Genomic DNA, 16,426 nt, shown 5'->3' on the forward strand with positions numbered 1-16,426 from the left:
TCGCAATGTACTGTAAACTGTATACCGTATACTGTAAACTGGTTTCTCAACCTCTAAAATTTCCTTTAAGTATAAAATAGTAGTCCCGGGCAGACTCGAACTGCCGACCCCAACATTATCAGTGTTGTACTCTAACCAGCTGAGCTACGAGACTCTGTTTTATTACTTTTTTTTTTAAATCAACAGCGAAAAGAGTAAAGTAAGTCTAACTTACTTCGTTATTATTGCGTCTTTCTCTAGAAAGGAGGTGTTCCAGCCGCACCTTCCGGTACGGCTACCTTGTTACGACTTAGCCCTAGTTACCAGTTTTACCCTAGGCAGCTCCTTGCGGTCACCGACTTCAGGCACCCCCAGCTTCCATGGCTTGACGGGCGGTGTGTACAAGGCCCGGGAACGTATTCACCGGATCATGGCTGATATCCGATTACTAGCGATTCCAGCTTCACGGAGTCGAGTTGCAGACTCCGATCCGAACTGAGAACGGTTTTGTAGATTCGCTCCTGGTCACCCAGTGGCTGCTCTCTGTACCGTCCATTGTAGCACGTGTGTAGCCCAAGGCGTAAGGGCCGTGATGATTTGACGTCATCCCCACCTTCCTCACAGTTTGCACTGGCAGTCTTGTTAGAGTTCCCGACATGACTCGCTGGCAACTAACAACAGGGGTTGCGCTCGTTATAGGACTTAACCTGACACCTCACGGCACGAGCTGACGACAACCATGCAGCACCTTGTAAATTGTCTTGCGAAAAGTCTGTTTCCAAACCGGTCAATCTACATTTAAGCCTTGGTAAGGTTCCTCGCGTATCATCGAATTAAACCACATGCTCCACCGCTTGTGCGGGCCCCCGTCAATTCCTTTGAGTTTCAAACTTGCGTTCGTACTCCCCAGGTGGGATACTTATCACTTTCGCTTAGCCACTGAACTTGCGCCCAACAGCTAGTATCCATCGTTTACGGCGTGGACTACCAGGGTATCTAATCCTGTTCGCTCCCCACGCTTTCGTCCATCAGCGTCAATCAATTAGTAGTAACCTGCCTTCGCAATTGGTATTCCATGTAATATCTAAGCATTTCACCGCTACACTACATATTCTAGTTACTTCCTAATAATTCAAGCCTAGTAGTATCAATGGCCGTTTCCCCGTTGAGCGGGGAGATTTCACCACTGACTTGCTAGGCCGCCTACGGACCCTTTAAACCCAATGATTCCGGATAACGCTTGGATCCTCCGTATTACCGCGGCTGCTGGCACGGAGTTAGCCGATCCTTATTCTTACAGTACCGTCAATCTACTTCACGAAGTAGGGTTTCTTCCTGTACAAAAGCAGTTTACAATCCATAGGACCGTCATCCTGCACGCGGCATGGCTGGTTCAGAGTTGCCTCCATTGACCAATATTCCTCACTGCTGCCTCCCGTAGGAGTCTGGTCCGTGTCTCAGTACCAGTGTGGGGGATCTCCCTCTCAGGACCCCTACCCATCGTTGCCTTGGTAAGCCGTTACCTTACCAACTAGCTAATGGGACGCATGCTCATCTTTCACCGTTGTGACTTTAATATCATGTTGATGCCAACTCGATATACTATGAGGTATTAATCCAAATTTCTCTGGGCTATCCCTCTGTGAAAGGTAGATTGCATACGCGTTACGCACCCGTGCGCCGGTCTCTAGAGAGCAAGCTCTCTATACCCCTCGACTTGCATGTGTTAAGCCTGCCGCTAGCGTTCATCCTGAGCCAGGATCAAACTCTTCATCGTATATTGTGTGAGACTTAATAAATCAAGCCTCTAATTGTTGACGAATTTCTAACTCGTAAATCTTAACGATTTACCTTACTCTTTTTTTCTTTGTTCTGAGAATCTCTTCTCAAAACGGCTGTCAATTCAATATGTCTATGAACGTGTCATTCTTGTTTTCGTTTCGTTTTTCACTTAGCGTGTTTCTCGAAGCGGGTGCAAAAGTACATCTTATTTTTAATCTGGCAAGCTTTTTTTGAAGTTTTTTTGAAAACTTTCGCTTCCCTTTTTCTTCTCTATTACTTACTCAATCTCTCAATGAACATCCTCTCTTGCGGGGTGCAAAGGTAAATCCTTCTTTTATTTCTGGCAAGCCTTTTTGAAAATATTTTTAAGCTTATTCTCTCCAATTCTTAACCTCAAAATGTCTGATGAACTTTGCCTTGTTAGCGGGTGCAAAACTAATACTTCTTTTCTCATCTCGCAAATTTATTTTTAGATTATTTCTAATCCTTTTCTTGAGGGGGAATGTCAGTATTTGTATGAACTTGCGCCTTATTGCGGGTGCAAAAGTAACACTTCTTTTCTCTTATACAAGCGTCTTTGTAAAGTAATTGTAAAGTATTTTTTAATTGGTTAAAAGTGTGGGGTTTGAGAATGACTTTTTTTTGTTTGGGTTGGGGCTGATGGGATGGTTTTGGTTTTTAAGCGGGTTGATTGACTATAGGCTTGCGGTGTTCGTTGTTTTTTTGGCCTATTGGTGTTGGTCTTTATTCTATAGGATTGGTTTATGGTTTATGCTCCTATATATAATGACTATATTATTGTGAATGTTGGTTGGGTTTGTTTTTTATTTGTTGCCTCGTAGTGGTGGGATGCATTTGAAAGGTATATGCATGGGAGGGTTTTGAGAAAAGTGGCTAAGGGTTTAGTGTTTTTTGGCACTAAACCCTTTTTAATGGGTTACTTTTTGGGTTTATCAGGCTTTGTGGATATGCAAATAAAAAAAAGCGACTTTGATTAGAAGTCGCTTTTTTTATGGGTATTATTTATCGTTCAATCCTTCATTATCAAGGTAAGGCTGGACTTCCATTTTGTGCCCCACAAACTCTTCAAAAGCATTGTTTAAATCGACACTATTTCCTACAGATAAGATGTATTTTCGGAAACGTTCGCCGTTTTCACGGGTCATTCCTCCATTCTTTTTCAACCAGTCGTATACATTGTAATCTAGTGTTTTTGACCACGTGTAGGCATAATATCCTGCTGAATATCCGCCACTGAAAACATGTGCAAAGTAAGGAGAATGGTACCGCGTAGGCACTTCTTCCATTAAAAGTCCGTATTTAGATAAAGCTTCTTTCTCAAATTCTAAAGTGGGTTTGAAATCATTTTCATCCGTCACACTGTGCCACGCCATGTCTAAAGTTGCAGCTGCAAGTAATTCAGTGACATTATAACCACTATTGAACGTTCCTGATTTAAGGATTTTGCTGACAAGGTCTTGCGGAATTGCTTTTTTAGTTTTGTAATGTATCGCGTAGTTTTTCAAAACGGTTGGGTCAAGTGCGGCGTGCTCATTAATTTGCGAAGGGAATTCTACGTAATCACGAGGTACATTCGTTCCTGAAAGCGAAACATATTGCTGGTTGGCAAAAAGCCCGTGTAAGGTATGCCCAAATTCATGAAACATAGTGGTAACATCATCAAAACTGATTAAAGAAGGATTATCATTAACCGGTTTTGCAAAATTGTACACATTTACAATCACTGGTTTTTGCTTTAAATAATGCGATTGGTCAACGAAATTACTCATCCAAGCACCTCCATTTTTGTTGTCTCTGGTATAAAAATCATTGTAATATATTGCCATTGAAGTCCCGTCTTTGTCAAAAACTTCATAAACAACCACGTCTGGATGGTAAACGGGTAAGTCTTTTCGTTCTTTAAAAGTAATTCCGTACATCTGCTTTGCGGCAAAAAATACGCCTTTTTCTAAGACGGTACGAATTTCAAAATAAGGTTTGATTTCGCTGTCGTCTAAATCGTATTTTTCTTTCCGAACTTGTTCTGCGTAAAAATTCCAGTCCCAAGGTTGTAGTTTAAAGTTTCCTTTTTGTTCGTCAATAATCTTCTGAATTTCATCTGCTTCACGTTTCGCTTTTTCAACAGCAGGAGCTGCAATTTGTGCCAATAACTTCATCGCTGCATCAGGCGTTTTAGCCATTTGGTCTTGAATTTTCCACTCGGCAAAACTACTTTTTCCCATCAATTGGGCTTTTTGAAGACGCAAGCGAACCATTTGCTCTAGTGTTTCTCTGGTATCGCCGTCATCCTTATTTTCGGCACGGTTCCAAGAAGCTTTGAATATTCTTTCGCGAGAATTTCTGTTTACTAAATACTGTAAAACGGGTTGTTGTGTGGTGTTTTGTAATGAAATTAAATATTTACCCTCTTCTCCCACTTCGGTAGCTTGCATTTTTGCAGCTTCAATTTCTTGTTCCGATAAACCTTCTAAATCAGAAACATCATCAAATAAAATAGCGTTATTTTTTCGGACTATTAATAATTTATTTCCAAATGCAGTGCTCAAAGCCGCTAATTCGCCATTGATAACTTTCATTTTTTCTTTGGCATTTTCAGAGAGATTTGCTCCAGCTAATTCAAATTTTTGCAAATAATATTCGGTCAGTTTTTTATCCTCGCCTTTTAGTGAATTTAAGTCAATTGCTTTAAAACGTTGGTATAACTTACTGTTTAAATAAATTTTATCTTGATGAGCTGCAAAAACGGTCGCATATTCTTCGTCTAATTTCTGCAATTCCGGGTTTGTATTGGAACCTGATAAATTACCAAAAATTGTTCGAGCACGATTTAAATCGACTCCGCTGAGTTCTAAAGCTAAAACCGTGTTTTTAAATGTTGGTCTTTCAGCGTTATTTGTAATCTGCTCCACTTCTTTATCGTGGGATTTCAAACCGAATTCAAAAGCAGGTTTAAAATGTTCATTTTTAATCAAGTTAAAAGCAGGTGCTTGGTATTGCAAAGTGCTTCGTTGAAGTAAAGGGTTGCTCATTTTAGGATTATTTTGTGCAGAAATATTCGTGTTCGGAAGTATCGTCATTAACAGAACAGCAACATTTGCATGAACCCATTTCGGATTTGGATGTTTCATTTCTAGAGTTTAAAATTGAAAGCTAAAAGTACTTTAAATTTGAAGTATTGCAAATACAATGTTGTTAAAATTATTTCGACTTAGTTTTACAAACTATCTACCAATTAATATTGGTAACTTTGCGACAAAATTTTTTGAAATGCGGATTGACATTGTAACTATTTTACCGGAATTATTGAGAAGTCCTTTTGAAGCTTCCATTATGAAAAGAGCTATTGATAAAGGATTAGTGGAAGTTCACTTTCATAATTTGCGGGATTACACTACTAATAAACAAAAAAGCGTAGACGATTATCCTTTTGGCGGTGGTGCTGGAATGGTAATGACTGTTCAACCTATTGACGCTTGTATTTCAAAATTAAAAGAAGAGCGAACGTACGACGAAATCATCTACATGAGTCCTGATGGCGAAACTTTGAATCAAAAAATGGCCAACACCATGTCGATGTATGAAAACATCATCATTTTATGTGGTCATTATAAAGGAGTGGACCAACGTGTTCGCGACCATTTTATTACCAAAGAGATTTCAATTGGTGATTATGTTTTATCGGGAGGCGAATTAGGAGCTTTGGTCCTTTCTGATGCTTTAATTCGATTAATTCCAGGTGTTTTGAGTGATGAAACTTCTGCACTAACCGATAGTTTTCAAGACAATTTACTTTCAGGACCCATTTATACACGACCCGCCGACTATAAAGGTTGGAAAGTTCCAGAAGTTTTGACCAGTGGACATTTTGCAAAAATTGATAAATGGCGAGAGGATAAAGCCTACGAACACACTAAAAATAGACGTCCTGATTTATTAGAAGAGTAATTTTTTTAATGTTTTCATAAAGTTAGCGGTTTCATTTTCAATTGGTTCTCATGATTGCTAACTTGTAGAAAAATTACACTATGAAAAAATTACTTAAATTATCGGTATTACTACTATTCGTTTTTCAATTTTCTAGTTTGTTTGCGCAAGACATCGTTGCTCCAAAACCTGAAAAAAATGTACCAATAATCGTTGCAGAAGCGTTTCAAACTAAATTTTCTAAAAACGAGCCTGTTTGGTTTTCACAATACCAAGGCCGTTATAATGACAAATTGGTTTACGAAGCCCGATTTATATTTGACAATCGCTATTCATCAGCGGTTTATAATAGAGATGGAACTCTAATTGCCTTTGCGGCAACTATTGAAGCAAATGAAATTCCGAAAAAAGCAATTGATTATATGAAAAAAAACTATACCGACCGCGGAGTTACTGAGGCGATGATGGTTACAAGAGGTGAAAAAGAAGTTACATTTGAGCTAGGGATTTACATCAATAATAGGTTTACCGTCGTCGTTTTTGATAAAGAAGGGAATTATATTAAAACGACACTTGGGTAATCTACGTTTTTAAGCAAAAAAAGCTAGTGACATGAAGATAAATTTTAGGAATATACTAAAAATCACAGACCTGATTTACGTGATGAAAATAATTCACAATTCATAACTTATAATTCATAAATATTTTTTACTTTCGCACCCTCATTGAATTAACCTCTGGCGAAAGGCGTGAATGTTGATTTGATATAAACTATAATAACTATTATCATGGCAGATTTAATGAAATTCGTTAGAGACGAATTTGTTGCTAAAAAAGATTTCCCAGTTTTTGGAGCTGGAGACACAATCACTGTTTACTACGAAATTAGAGAGGGTGAAAAAACAAGAACACAGTTTTTTAAAGGTGTTGTGATTCAAAGAAGAGGTTCTGGAGCTACAGAAACTTTTACAATCCGTAAAATGTCAGGTTCAATTGGTGTAGAGCGTATCTTCCCTGTGAATTTACCAGCTTTACAAAAAATTGAAATCAACAAAAAAGGTGCAGTTCGTAGAGCTAGAATTTTCTACTTTAGAGAACTTACTGGTAAAAAAGCCAAAATTAAAGATAAAAGAAGATTCTAATTTTCTTTCAGTATTATTAAAACTCCGATTTGCATCGGAGTTTTTTTTTGAGTTTTAATTCGTAAAAAATGCAATCTATTTTTACAAATTCGTAAATTTTATACTTCATAATTAACAATTTGACAATTCTCTTCCTTCCTATTATCAAATTAACAATTATAAGGTTTTCGGAAGTTGTAATTATTTAAAATTGAGTGGTTTTTAGTATATTTGTGTCGCAATAAACAGCATAAATAATTATTATATGTCAAAACAATCTACGATTTTCTATACAATTACCGATGAAGCTCCAATGCTTGCTACCCATTCTTTTTTACCAATTGTTCAAGCATTCACAGCTCCTGCAGGAATTCATATTCAACCAAAAGACATTTCTTTAGCTTCAAGAATAATTTCAAATTTCCCTGCAATGGTTCAAAAAGACCAGCAACGTGAAGATGCTTTATCTGAACTAGGTAAATTAGCTACAACACCAGAAGCAAACATCATCAAACTTCCTAATATTTCAGCGTCAATTCCTCAATTAAAAGAAGCAATTGCAGAACTTCAATCACACGGAATTTTGGTACCTAATTATCCGGACAATCCAGCAAATGATGCGGAAACTAAAATTAAAGCGGCTTACGCTAAAGTATTAGGTTCTGCAGTTAACCCTGTTTTACGTGAAGGAAATTCTGACAGACGTGCTCCAAAAGCGGTTAAGAATTACGCAAAAAAACATCCACACTCTATGGGTGCTTGGTCTACAGACTCTAAAACAAACGTAGCAAGTATGCCAGAAGGTGATTTTTACGGAAGTGAAAAATCGCTAACTATTGAAAATCAAAAAAGCTACAGCATTCAATTCGTTGCTCAAGATGGAACGACTACCGTTTTAAAAGAAAATAGTGCATTGACTGCTGGTCAAATTATCGACAGTGCTACTTTAAATATAAATGCACTTAAAAAATTCATCGCAAAAGAAATGGCAGAAGCTAAAGCTAAAGGTCTTTTGTTTTCTGTGCATTTAAAAGCTACGATGATGAAGGTTTCTGACCCAATCATTTTTGGTGCAATTGTAGAAGTGTTTTTTGCTTCTGTTTTTGAAAAATATGCTGCTGAATTTGCAGAATTGAAAGTAGACGCCAAAAATGGTTTAGCTGCTTTGTATGCTAAAATAGCAGGTCACCCAAAACAAACTGAAATAGAGGCTGCCTTAAATAGTGCTTTTGAAAATGGTCCTGAGGTTGCTATGGTAAATTCTGATAAGGGAATTACCAATTTGCACGTTCCTTCTGATGTGATTGTTGATGCATCTATGCCAGCGATGATTCGTAATTCAGGAAAAATGTACAATACGGAAGGAAAATCACAAGATACTTTGGCGATTATTCCAGACCGTTCGTATGCAGGATTATACCAAGCTACAATTGATTTTTGTAGAGAAAATGGCGCGTTAGACCCAACAACTATGGGAAGTGTTGCCAATGTTGGTTTAATGGCTCAAAAAGCGGAAGAATATGGTTCCCACGATAAAACATTTAAAGCGGCTTCAAATGGAACTGTTCAAGTTTTAGATAGTGATAATGCTGTTTTATTTGAACAAAAAGTAGAAGCTGGAGACATCTTCAGAATGTGTGAAGTGAAAGATGCTCCAATTCAAGACTGGGTAAAGCTAGCTGTTAATCGTGCACGACTTTCGAATACTCCTGCAATTTTCTGGTTGGATGAAAACAGAGCTCACGACCGTGAATTGACTAAAAAAGTACAATTATATTTAAAAGAATATGATTTAACTGGTTTAGATATCCAAATCATGAACCCAATTGACGCTACAAATTTCTCTTTGAAAAGAATCGTAAAAGGTCTTGACACCATTTCGGTTACTGGAAATGTACTGCGTGATTATTTAACGGATTTGTTTCCAATTTTAGAAGTTGGAACATCTGCTAAAATGCTTTCTATCGTTCCTTTGATGAATGGCGGTGGTTTATTTGAAACAGGTGCTGGAGGTTCTGCTCCAAAACATATTGAACAATTTATTGAAGAAGGCTATTTACGTTGGGATTCATTAGGTGAATTTTTGGCTTTAGGTGCTTCTCTTGAATTTTTAGGTCAAAATAACGATAATTCAAAAGCGCTTGTTATTGCAGATGCTTTGGATATTGCTACAGAAAAATTCTTGGAAACAGATAAGTCTCCAGCTCGAAAATTGGGACAATTAGATAACCGTGGTTCACACTTTTATTTAGCTTTATATTGGGCTCAAGCATTAGCAGCTCAAGATAAAGATGCTGAATTGAAAACTACCTTCTCTCCTATCGCGAAAGAATTATCCGAAAATGAAGATAAAATTAATGCGGAATTAATTGCTGCCCAAGGTTCACGTCAAGAAATTAAAGGATATTACAATCCAAATTATAATTTGACAGACAAAGCAATGCGACCAAGTGCCACTTTTAATGCTGCTTTGGCAAAATTAAAATAGTATTCTATAAAGGATTTTGAAAAAGACGGCTTTTTAAAGGCCGTCTTTTTTTATATTTACAACTTAATTCTAATTACAATCAATGTCATCTCATCACATCGTTCGTGACGACCAAGAACCTGCTTTAATCATTGCCAATGGCGAAAGTTGCAGCCCAGAACTTTTAGGACAGTTACTAGAATGGTCGCCCATTGTGGTAGTGCTTGATTCTGCTATAATTAGGGTTTTAGAATTAGGCATAAAAGTGGATGTTTTGTTAGGAGATTTCGACCGGAATTTTAATGCGGAAAAATATAAAGATTCACAATATCCAATTGAAATTGTACATACACCAAATCAAAATAAAACCGATCTGGAAAAAGCGTTTGATTATTTAATTGAACGAAAAATTCCTGCTGTAAATGTAGTTTGGGCAACCGGACGAAGAGCCGACCACACTATTACAAATGTGACCAATATTGTTCGTTATCAAAATGATTTGAAAATTGTAATTCTCGATGATTATTCAAAAATCTATCAGTTGCCGAGAAAATTTCAAAAATGGTATCCAGCGAAAAGTATATTGTCGTTGATTCCTATTGGTTTGGTTGAAGGAATTTCATCCGAAAATTTAGAATATCCTTTGGAAAATGATACCTTAACTATTGGTTACCGAACAGGAAGTAGCAACTCGGTTTTAAGCGATGGATTGGTTACGATTACACATTCTGATGGCGATTTATTATTAATGGAATGCCACGATTAAAAACTAAAATTTCTATGAAAAACCCAAATATAACTATCAAAAAGACAGAAATATTGTCTGATAAATGGGCAAAACTTTCCAAAATAACGCTAGACTACACCAAAGAAGACGGTGAAGTTGAAGAGCAAAAACGAGAAGTATACGACCGTGGCGATGGAGCGACAATTCTGCTTTTCAATAAAATAAAAAAGTCAGTTGTCTTAATTAAACAGTTTCGGCTTCCTACGTATTTAAACCAGAACGAAAGTGGTTTTTTGATTGAAGCTTGTGCAGGAGTTTTGGAAATTGAGCATCCAGAAGAATGCATCAAACGTGAAACTGAAGAGGAAACGGGTTATGAATTACACGCCGTAAAAAAAATATTTCAAGCATACATGTCTCCGGGTGCGGTTACAGAAATTATTCATTTCTTTGTAGCTGAATACGATGATGAAATGAAGAAAGGAAAAGGCGGCGGTTTAGCTTCAGAACACGAAAACATTGAAGTCATCGAACTTCCTTTTGAAACGGCTTACAACATGATTGCTTCTGGCGAAATTGTCGATGCCAAAACAATACTACTTTTGCAATACGCAAAAATTAATCAGTTAATCAACTAAATGGAATCTACAGAAAAAAATAATTTGCATCCCAGAAACAGTCATCGTTCGCGTTACGACTTTGAACTTTTAGTGCAAACCAATCCCAAATTACAGCAGTTTGTTCAAAAAGTAAAAAACACAGACCAACTCACCATCGATTTTGACAATCCTAAAGCGGTTAAAAGTTTGAATAAATCGCTTTTAATGCAGTATTACAACGTTGAAAACTGGGATGTTCCAGAAGGTTTTCTTTGTCCTCCAATTCCTGGAAGAGCGGATTATATTCACTACATCGCGGATTTAATTAAAGGAAATAAGGCAGAAATTCCAACAGGAAGTTATGTCAAAGGTTTGGACATTGGTGTGGGTGCCAACTGCATTTATCCATTGATTGGAGCTAGTTTTTACAACTGGGATTTTGTGGCGACAGATACAAATTTGAAAGCTTTAAAAAACTGTTCGACGATTTTACAACACAATCCTGATTTAGGTGAAAAAATAGCGTTGCAACAGCAGTTGAATTCTCGTTTTATTTTCAAAGACATCATTGAACCAGAAGATAAATTTCATTTTACAATGTGTAATCCTCCTTTTCACATGTCGGCGTCGGAAGCGAAAAAAGGAACAACTCGAAAATTGAATAACCTAGGATTGCAGAAAGAGGCGGTTGATAAAACACCTAATTTTGGCGGGATTTCAGATGAATTATGGTGTGATGGTGGCGAAGTAAAATTCATTACGCAAATGATTTTTGAAAGTGCGAAATACCAACAACAAGTGATGTGGTTTACGACTCTAGTTTCAAAAAACGAACATTTGAAAAGTTTGATGAAAGTCCTAGATAAAATTGAGCCGACCGAAATCAAAGTTATTGAAATGAAACAAGGTCAGAAAACGAGTCGGATTTTGGCTTGGACTTTTATGACCGAAAGTCGCATGAATAATGGACGATTTGATGAGCAAAAGCCTAGTGAGGAAAATGATTTTTGATTTGTAACATAGAATTTCTGTTTGAGCACATTTTGCGTTAGGGACAGAAGTGGAGCTCTTTTTTTGAGGCAATTTTTCTTTGCCTCAAAAAAAAGCGGGAGCGGATGGCCCGACCCTTGTGGTAACGCCCAAATTTTACTATTTTTTGTAGAAACTTTCCGTAACTTGCTTAAACAATATAAATATTTAAGTTTTCCTTATTCTTTTTAAACGCAAAAGATTAGTAAATTTGTAGTCTGAAAAACTGCATTTATGAAATTCAACGTTGTATCCGATTACCAACCCAAAGGCGATCAACCCCAAGCGATTAAAAAATTGGCGGAAGGAATTGAAAATGGGGAAAAATTCCAAACACTTTTAGGAGTTACCGGCTCGGGTAAGACGTTTACGGTGGCAAATGTGGTTCAAGAAGTGCAACGACCCACTTTGGTTTTGGCACACAATAAAACTTTGGCCGCTCAATTGTATTCGGAGTTTAAACAGTTTTTTCCAAACAATGCGGTGGAATATTTCGTTTCTTATTACGATTATTATCAGCCAGAAGCTTTTATGCCTGTTACCGGCGTTTTTATTGAAAAGGATTTGTCTATTAATGAAGAATTGGAAAAAATGCGTTTGAGCACGACGTCCTCACTCCTTTCGGGACGACGCGATGTACTGGTTGTAGCTTCCGTTTCTTGTTTATACGGAATTGGAAATCCGGTTGAGTTTCAAAAAAACGTAATCACTTTAGATAGAGACCAAATTATCTCCCGAACAAAACTTTTACATCAGCTTGTTCAAAGTTTATATTCACGAACGGAAGCCGAATTTACTCCTGGAACTTTCAGAATTAAAGGTGATACGGTAGAGATTTTCCCAAGTTATGGCGACGAACCTTTTCGGGTGCATTTCTTTGGTGATGAAATTGAAGAAATTGAAGCTTTTGATGCAAAAACTTCTTTGGTGGTTGAAAAATATAAGACGCTGACGGTTTATCCTGCAAATATGTTTGTGACTTCGCCCGATGTTTTGAATGGAGCGATTTGGGAAATTCAGCAAGATTTGGTGAAGCAAGTGGATTATTTCAAGGAAATTGGAAAACATCTTGAAGCCAAAAGACTGGAAGAACGAACAAATTTCGATTTAGAAATGATTCGGGAATTGGGTTATTGTTCGGGTATTGAAAATTATTCGCGCTATCTCGATGGCCGACTTCCAGGAACACGACCGTTCTGTTTGTTGGATTATTTTCCAAAAGATTTCTTAACGATTGTGGATGAAAGTCACGTGACGCTTTCGCAAGTGCATGCCATGTATGGAGGCGATAGAAGTCGGAAAGAAAATTTGGTGGAATATGGTTTCCGACTTCCAGCTGCAATGGACAACCGACCTTTGCGTTTTGAAGAATTTGAGGCGATGCAAAACCAAGTAATTTACGTTTCGGCAACTCCGGCGGATTATGAGTTAGAAAAATCAGATGGCGTTTATGTCGAACAAATTATTCGTCCCACGGGATTGTTGGACCCGATTATCGAAGTTCGTCCTAGTTTGAATCAAATTGACGATTTAATTGAGGAAATTCAGATTCGTGCAGAAATTGACGAACGAGTTTTGGTAACAACTTTAACCAAAAGAATGGCAGAGGAATTGGCAAAATACTTAACAAAATTGAATATTCGTTGTCGTTATATTCACTCGGAAGTTGATACTTTAGAGCGAATTGAAATCATGCAGGATTTACGAAAAGGGATTTTTGATGTTTTAATTGGTGTCAATTTATTACGTGAAGGTTTGGATTTACCCGAAGTTTCATTAGTTGCCATTTTGGACGCTGATAAAGAAGGATTTCTTCGAAGCAACCGTTCTTTAACGCAAACTATTGGTCGTGCGGCTCGAAATTTGAACGGAAAAGCAATTATGTACGCAGATAAAATGACAGCTAGTATGCAGAAAACAATTGACGACACGGAATATCGAAGAGCAAAACAAATTCAGTACAACACGGATAATAATGTCGTGCCAATGGCACTAAACAAGAAAATTGAAAGCGCGTTTACGAAAAACAAGTTGGTCGATTATGAATTGGGAAACACAGCTTCTATTGCTGCAGAGCCCGACACGACTTATATGACGAAAGATGCGGTTGATAAATTGATTCGTGAAAAACGAAAATCAATGGAAAAAGCCGCAAAAGAATTGGATTTTATGCAAGCGGCAAAATTCCGAGATGATATTAAAGCATTGCAGGAAAAAGTATTTTAATTCCGTTGCTCTTTAAATAAAGCATACACTTCATTTGGCTCCATAATTCTATTTTTAGTTTTGCGAATTAATTCTAAAAAACGGGAAGTTGCTGATGGATTTAGTCCCATATCAATCGCAATTTGCTTAATGGCAATGGCTTCTTTTTCGTGTAAAACACCGTCGATATGCATTAATAAGGCCAAACGATAAAATTGCTGAATACGCTGATTTTCAGATTTTATAGGAATTACAAAACGCTCTTGATGAAATAAATCTTCAAATTCCGATTTGGTTATTTTTAGTTCATTTGCCACTAATGACAAAAACTGATATTCACGTTCATGCAGTTCGCCATCAACAATGGAAAAAGCAATCATTTCGCTCAATAAATTTATTTTTGTCGCGTGTGTGTCCATTAAATAGCTATTTTTAGCTAAACTATTTCTTTTTATTTAAAATTACAAGTTAACACCTTATGCAAAAGATTTTTATTTTCATAATTACTGTCTTTTTTTCTTCAAATGTTCATGCTCAAGAATCTACTGTTTCTGAAAATGTAACTACTTTTGAAATATTTTCACCTGAATTAAATGTGCAGAAAAAAATATGGGTTTATTTGCCGAAGGATTATTCAACTTCTAACAAGAAATATCCTGTAATTTACATGCACGATGCTCAAAACTTATTTGATGCAAAAACGTCTTATGTCGGTGAATGGGAAGTGGATGAAACGTTGAATAAAATGAATGCACAAATAATTGTCATTGGAATTGAACACGGAAATGAAAAAAGAATCGACGAATTGACGCCTTATAAAAACGAAAAATACGGCGGTGGAAATGGCGATAACTATTTGGAATTCATTGTAAAAACTTTGAAACCAAAAGTCGATAGTGTTTATCAAACTAAATCGAATACTAAAAACACAGCGATTTTCGGAAGTTCACTTGGTGGATTGATTTCGTTTTATGCTGTTTTAAAATATCCAGAAGTTTTTGGAAAAGCAGGTGTTTTCTCGCCATCATTTTGGTTTTCAGCAGAAATTTATACATTGATGGAAAGTTCAGAGAAAACGAAAGCACGAATTTTCCTTTTATGTGGCGATAAAGAAAGTGAAAATATGGTTTCAGATTTAAAAAAAATGGAAACCCTACTCGACCGAAACCGTTGTTATTGCTTAAATCTAAATAAGTCGGTTATTGTGAAAGATGGTGAACATAATGAAAAATTATGGCGTGAAAACTTTGAGCAAGCTGTGAAATGGTTGTTTTAAAAGGAATACTTTCTCGCTTACTTTTAAAAAAATATCTTGCAAAGTCGCAAAGACGCAAAGCAAGCGTAACCCAACGATGCGTCTTAGCTTCTTTGCGAGAGAAAAATCACAAGCATTACCAAAATAAAAATTATCTTTACAAAAAATTTCCTTTATGACTAATAACGACATTTTCAAAAAATTACGAGTTGCATTGCAATTGAGAGACGAACAAATTCTAGAAATTCTAGAATTAGTTGACTTCCGAATGGATAAACCAGAATTGAACGCGCTTTTTAGAGCAGAAGATCATCCTAATTTTATGGAATGTGGCGACCAAGTACTGCGTAATTTTTTAAACGGATTGATTATTCATTTAAGAGGAACAAAGGAAGAACCTAAGAATGCTATGGATGTGATTTCTAAAAATCGCGACGAAGTTAATAATCGCGCTAAATCTGCAAAACCTGCAGTTTCAAATCCTCCAAAAGGCAAACCATCATCAACAGGCAAACCTTATTCTCCAGGCAAACCATCTTCTTCTACTGGAAAGCCTGCTTTTAAAAGCAATGACCGTTCTAAAAAGCAAGCTCCAAAAATAGAGATTGTTGAAAAAGTACGTTACAAAAACGGAAAGAAATAATAAAATTTTCCCTTTGGAAAACTTAAATACAGATTGGGCCTATTTAGAAAAATTTCGACGTGAAAATGAACAATTAAAGTCGCTCCGTGACAAAAATAGGGTTGTATTTATTGGTGATTCTATAATTGCAGGTTGGAAGGAACAGTCTTTGTTTAGAGAAAATCTGCACTTCATAAATCGCGGTATTAATGGGCAAACTTCATCACAAATATTGCATCGCTTTCAAGCAGATGTCCTTGATTTACAGCCAAAAATTGTAGTTGTTTTAGTGGGGACAAATGATATAGCCGAGAATAACGGTCAAATTACTTTGTTGGAAATTCAAAATAATTTTCGGTCAATGATTAAAGTTGCCATCGGAAATGGAATCCCAATTGTTTTATGTTCTCTATTACCTGTTTCTGAGTATTATTGGAATAAAAAAATTAAACCTTTTGAAAAAATCAATCTTCTGAATTGTTTTCTTAAATCACAATCTACCGAGAAAGATATTTTTTTTGTAGATTATTATACTTTATTAACTGAAAATAAAGTTATGAATTCTAAGTATTCAAATGACGGAGTACATCCTAATAATATCGGCTACGACATCATGTCAACGAGATTAAGCCGCCTTTTAACGGAAATTCTTTAAAATCTGTTAGTAAAGCTACTTTTTTTACTACTTTTAAACC

General features: G+C 36.6%; 13 protein-coding genes, 1 tRNA gene and 1 rRNA gene. 11 read left to right on the plus strand and 4 right to left on the minus strand.

What is annotated here, in order from left to right:
* Positions 1-80: 80 nt before the first annotated feature.
* The 3 genes from ACQ5J2_RS13280 to ACQ5J2_RS13290 all read right to left on the minus strand — a co-directional run bounded on the left by ACQ5J2_RS13280 (position 81) and on the right by ACQ5J2_RS13290 (position 4,859).
* Positions 81-154 (minus strand) — tRNA-Ile (locus ACQ5J2_RS13280).
* An 86-nt stretch (positions 155-240) separates the two neighbouring features.
* Positions 241-1,756: ribosomal RNA gene (locus ACQ5J2_RS13285) — 16S ribosomal RNA — on the minus strand.
* A 1,024-nt stretch (positions 1,757-2,780) separates the two neighbouring features.
* The gene (locus ACQ5J2_RS13290; protein ID WP_432673316.1) at positions 2,781-4,859 is read right to left on the minus strand and encodes a M3 family metallopeptidase; all 2,079 of its coding nucleotides are present in this window, start codon (positions 4,857-4,859) and stop codon (positions 2,781-2,783) included.
* A gap of 190 nt (positions 4,860-5,049) precedes the next feature.
* On the opposite strand from ACQ5J2_RS13290, the gene trmD reads away from it, so the two are divergent.
* The 8 genes from trmD to uvrB all read left to right on the plus strand — a co-directional run bounded on the left by trmD (position 5,050) and on the right by uvrB (position 13,875).
* A complete protein-coding gene (gene trmD / locus ACQ5J2_RS13295) occupies positions 5,050-5,727 on the plus strand; it encodes a tRNA (guanosine(37)-N1)-methyltransferase TrmD (protein WP_022827868.1) in 678 nt (225 codons plus the stop codon).
* Between the two features lie 80 nt (positions 5,728-5,807).
* Positions 5,808-6,287, plus strand: a complete 480-nt coding sequence (locus ACQ5J2_RS13300; protein WP_432670944.1) for a hypothetical protein — start codon at positions 5,808-5,810, stop codon at positions 6,285-6,287.
* Positions 6,288-6,494: 207 nt separating this feature from the next.
* Positions 6,495-6,848 (plus strand): 50S ribosomal protein L19, encoded by a 354-nt coding sequence (rplS, locus tag ACQ5J2_RS13305; RefSeq protein WP_432670945.1) that lies wholly within the window; start codon positions 6,495-6,497, stop codon positions 6,846-6,848.
* Positions 6,849-7,092: 244 nt separating this feature from the next.
* Positions 7,093-9,315 carry an NADP-dependent isocitrate dehydrogenase gene (locus ACQ5J2_RS13310; RefSeq protein ID WP_432670946.1) on the plus strand — a complete coding sequence of 741 codons (2,223 nt, stop codon included), beginning with the start codon at positions 7,093-7,095 and terminating at the stop codon, positions 9,313-9,315.
* Positions 9,316-9,397: 82 nt separating this feature from the next.
* Entirely contained in the window at positions 9,398-10,060 is a 663-nt protein-coding gene (locus ACQ5J2_RS13315) for a thiamine diphosphokinase (protein WP_432670947.1), read from the plus strand.
* Positions 10,061-10,074: 14 nt separating this feature from the next.
* The gene (gene nudK, locus ACQ5J2_RS13320; protein WP_432670948.1) at positions 10,075-10,659 is read left to right on the plus strand and encodes a GDP-mannose pyrophosphatase NudK; all 585 of its coding nucleotides are present in this window, start codon (positions 10,075-10,077) and stop codon (positions 10,657-10,659) included.
* Positions 10,660-11,631 (plus strand): 23S rRNA (adenine(1618)-N(6))-methyltransferase RlmF, encoded by a 972-nt coding sequence (gene rlmF, locus ACQ5J2_RS13325; RefSeq protein WP_432670949.1) that lies wholly within the window; start codon positions 10,660-10,662, stop codon positions 11,629-11,631.
* A 252-nt stretch (positions 11,632-11,883) separates the two neighbouring features.
* Positions 11,884-13,875: an excinuclease ABC subunit UvrB gene (gene uvrB, locus ACQ5J2_RS13330; protein ID WP_432670950.1), complete on the plus strand. Its 1,992-nt coding sequence runs from the start codon at positions 11,884-11,886 to the stop codon at positions 13,873-13,875.
* Here uvrB and ACQ5J2_RS13335 read toward each other — a convergent pair.
* Positions 13,872-14,273 carry an excinuclease ABC subunit B gene (locus tag ACQ5J2_RS13335; RefSeq protein WP_432670951.1) on the minus strand — a complete coding sequence of 134 codons (402 nt, stop codon included), beginning with the start codon at positions 14,271-14,273 and terminating at the stop codon, positions 13,872-13,874. The genes uvrB and ACQ5J2_RS13335 overlap by 4 nt on opposite strands.
* 59 nt (positions 14,274-14,332) lie before the next feature.
* Between ACQ5J2_RS13335 and ACQ5J2_RS13340 the strand changes: the two genes are divergently transcribed.
* From ACQ5J2_RS13340 to ACQ5J2_RS13350, 3 genes are all read left to right on the plus strand, one after another.
* The gene (locus ACQ5J2_RS13340) at positions 14,333-15,130 is read left to right on the plus strand and encodes an alpha/beta hydrolase (RefSeq protein WP_432670952.1); all 798 of its coding nucleotides are present in this window, start codon (positions 14,333-14,335) and stop codon (positions 15,128-15,130) included.
* Between the two features lie 154 nt (positions 15,131-15,284).
* Positions 15,285-15,752, plus strand: a complete 468-nt coding sequence (locus ACQ5J2_RS13345; protein WP_432670953.1) for a DUF1456 family protein — start codon at positions 15,285-15,287, stop codon at positions 15,750-15,752.
* Positions 15,753-15,765: 13 nt separating this feature from the next.
* The gene (locus ACQ5J2_RS13350; protein ID WP_432670954.1) at positions 15,766-16,386 is read left to right on the plus strand and encodes a GDSL-type esterase/lipase family protein; all 621 of its coding nucleotides are present in this window, start codon (positions 15,766-15,768) and stop codon (positions 16,384-16,386) included.
* The last annotated feature ends 40 nt before the right edge of the window (positions 16,387-16,426 follow it).

Source organism: Flavobacterium sp. SM2513, assembly GCF_050908145.1.
In the GTDB taxonomy this organism is placed as follows: Bacteria; Bacteroidota; Bacteroidia; order Flavobacteriales; family Flavobacteriaceae; genus Flavobacterium.

Excerpts from the sequence above, each read along its gene's own strand:
- rplS (WP_432670945.1), top strand. The coding sequence starts at position 6,495 with ATGGCAGATTTAATGAAATTCGTTAGAGACGAATTTGTTGCTAAAAAA.
- ACQ5J2_RS13310 (WP_432670946.1), top strand. The coding sequence starts at position 7,093 with ATGTCAAAACAATCTACGATTTTCTATACAATTACCGATGAAGCTCCA.
- ACQ5J2_RS13345 (WP_432670953.1), top strand. The coding sequence starts at position 15,285 with ATGACTAATAACGACATTTTCAAAAAATTACGAGTTGCATTGCAATTG.
- ACQ5J2_RS13290 (WP_432673316.1), bottom strand. The coding sequence starts at position 4,859 with ATGACGATACTTCCGAACACGAATATTTCTGCACAAAATAATCCTAAA.
- ACQ5J2_RS13315 (WP_432670947.1), top strand. The coding sequence starts at position 9,398 with ATGTCATCTCATCACATCGTTCGTGACGACCAAGAACCTGCTTTAATC.
- rlmF (WP_432670949.1), top strand. The coding sequence starts at position 10,660 with ATGGAATCTACAGAAAAAAATAATTTGCATCCCAGAAACAGTCATCGT.
- uvrB (WP_432670950.1), top strand. The coding sequence starts at position 11,884 with ATGAAATTCAACGTTGTATCCGATTACCAACCCAAAGGCGATCAACCC.
- ACQ5J2_RS13300 (WP_432670944.1), top strand. The coding sequence starts at position 5,808 with ATGAAAAAATTACTTAAATTATCGGTATTACTACTATTCGTTTTTCAA.
- ACQ5J2_RS13335 (WP_432670951.1), bottom strand. The coding sequence starts at position 14,273 with ATGGACACACACGCGACAAAAATAAATTTATTGAGCGAAATGATTGCT.
- ACQ5J2_RS13340 (WP_432670952.1), top strand. The coding sequence starts at position 14,333 with ATGCAAAAGATTTTTATTTTCATAATTACTGTCTTTTTTTCTTCAAAT.
- trmD (WP_022827868.1), top strand. The coding sequence starts at position 5,050 with ATGCGGATTGACATTGTAACTATTTTACCGGAATTATTGAGAAGTCCT.
- nudK (WP_432670948.1), top strand. The coding sequence starts at position 10,075 with ATGAAAAACCCAAATATAACTATCAAAAAGACAGAAATATTGTCTGAT.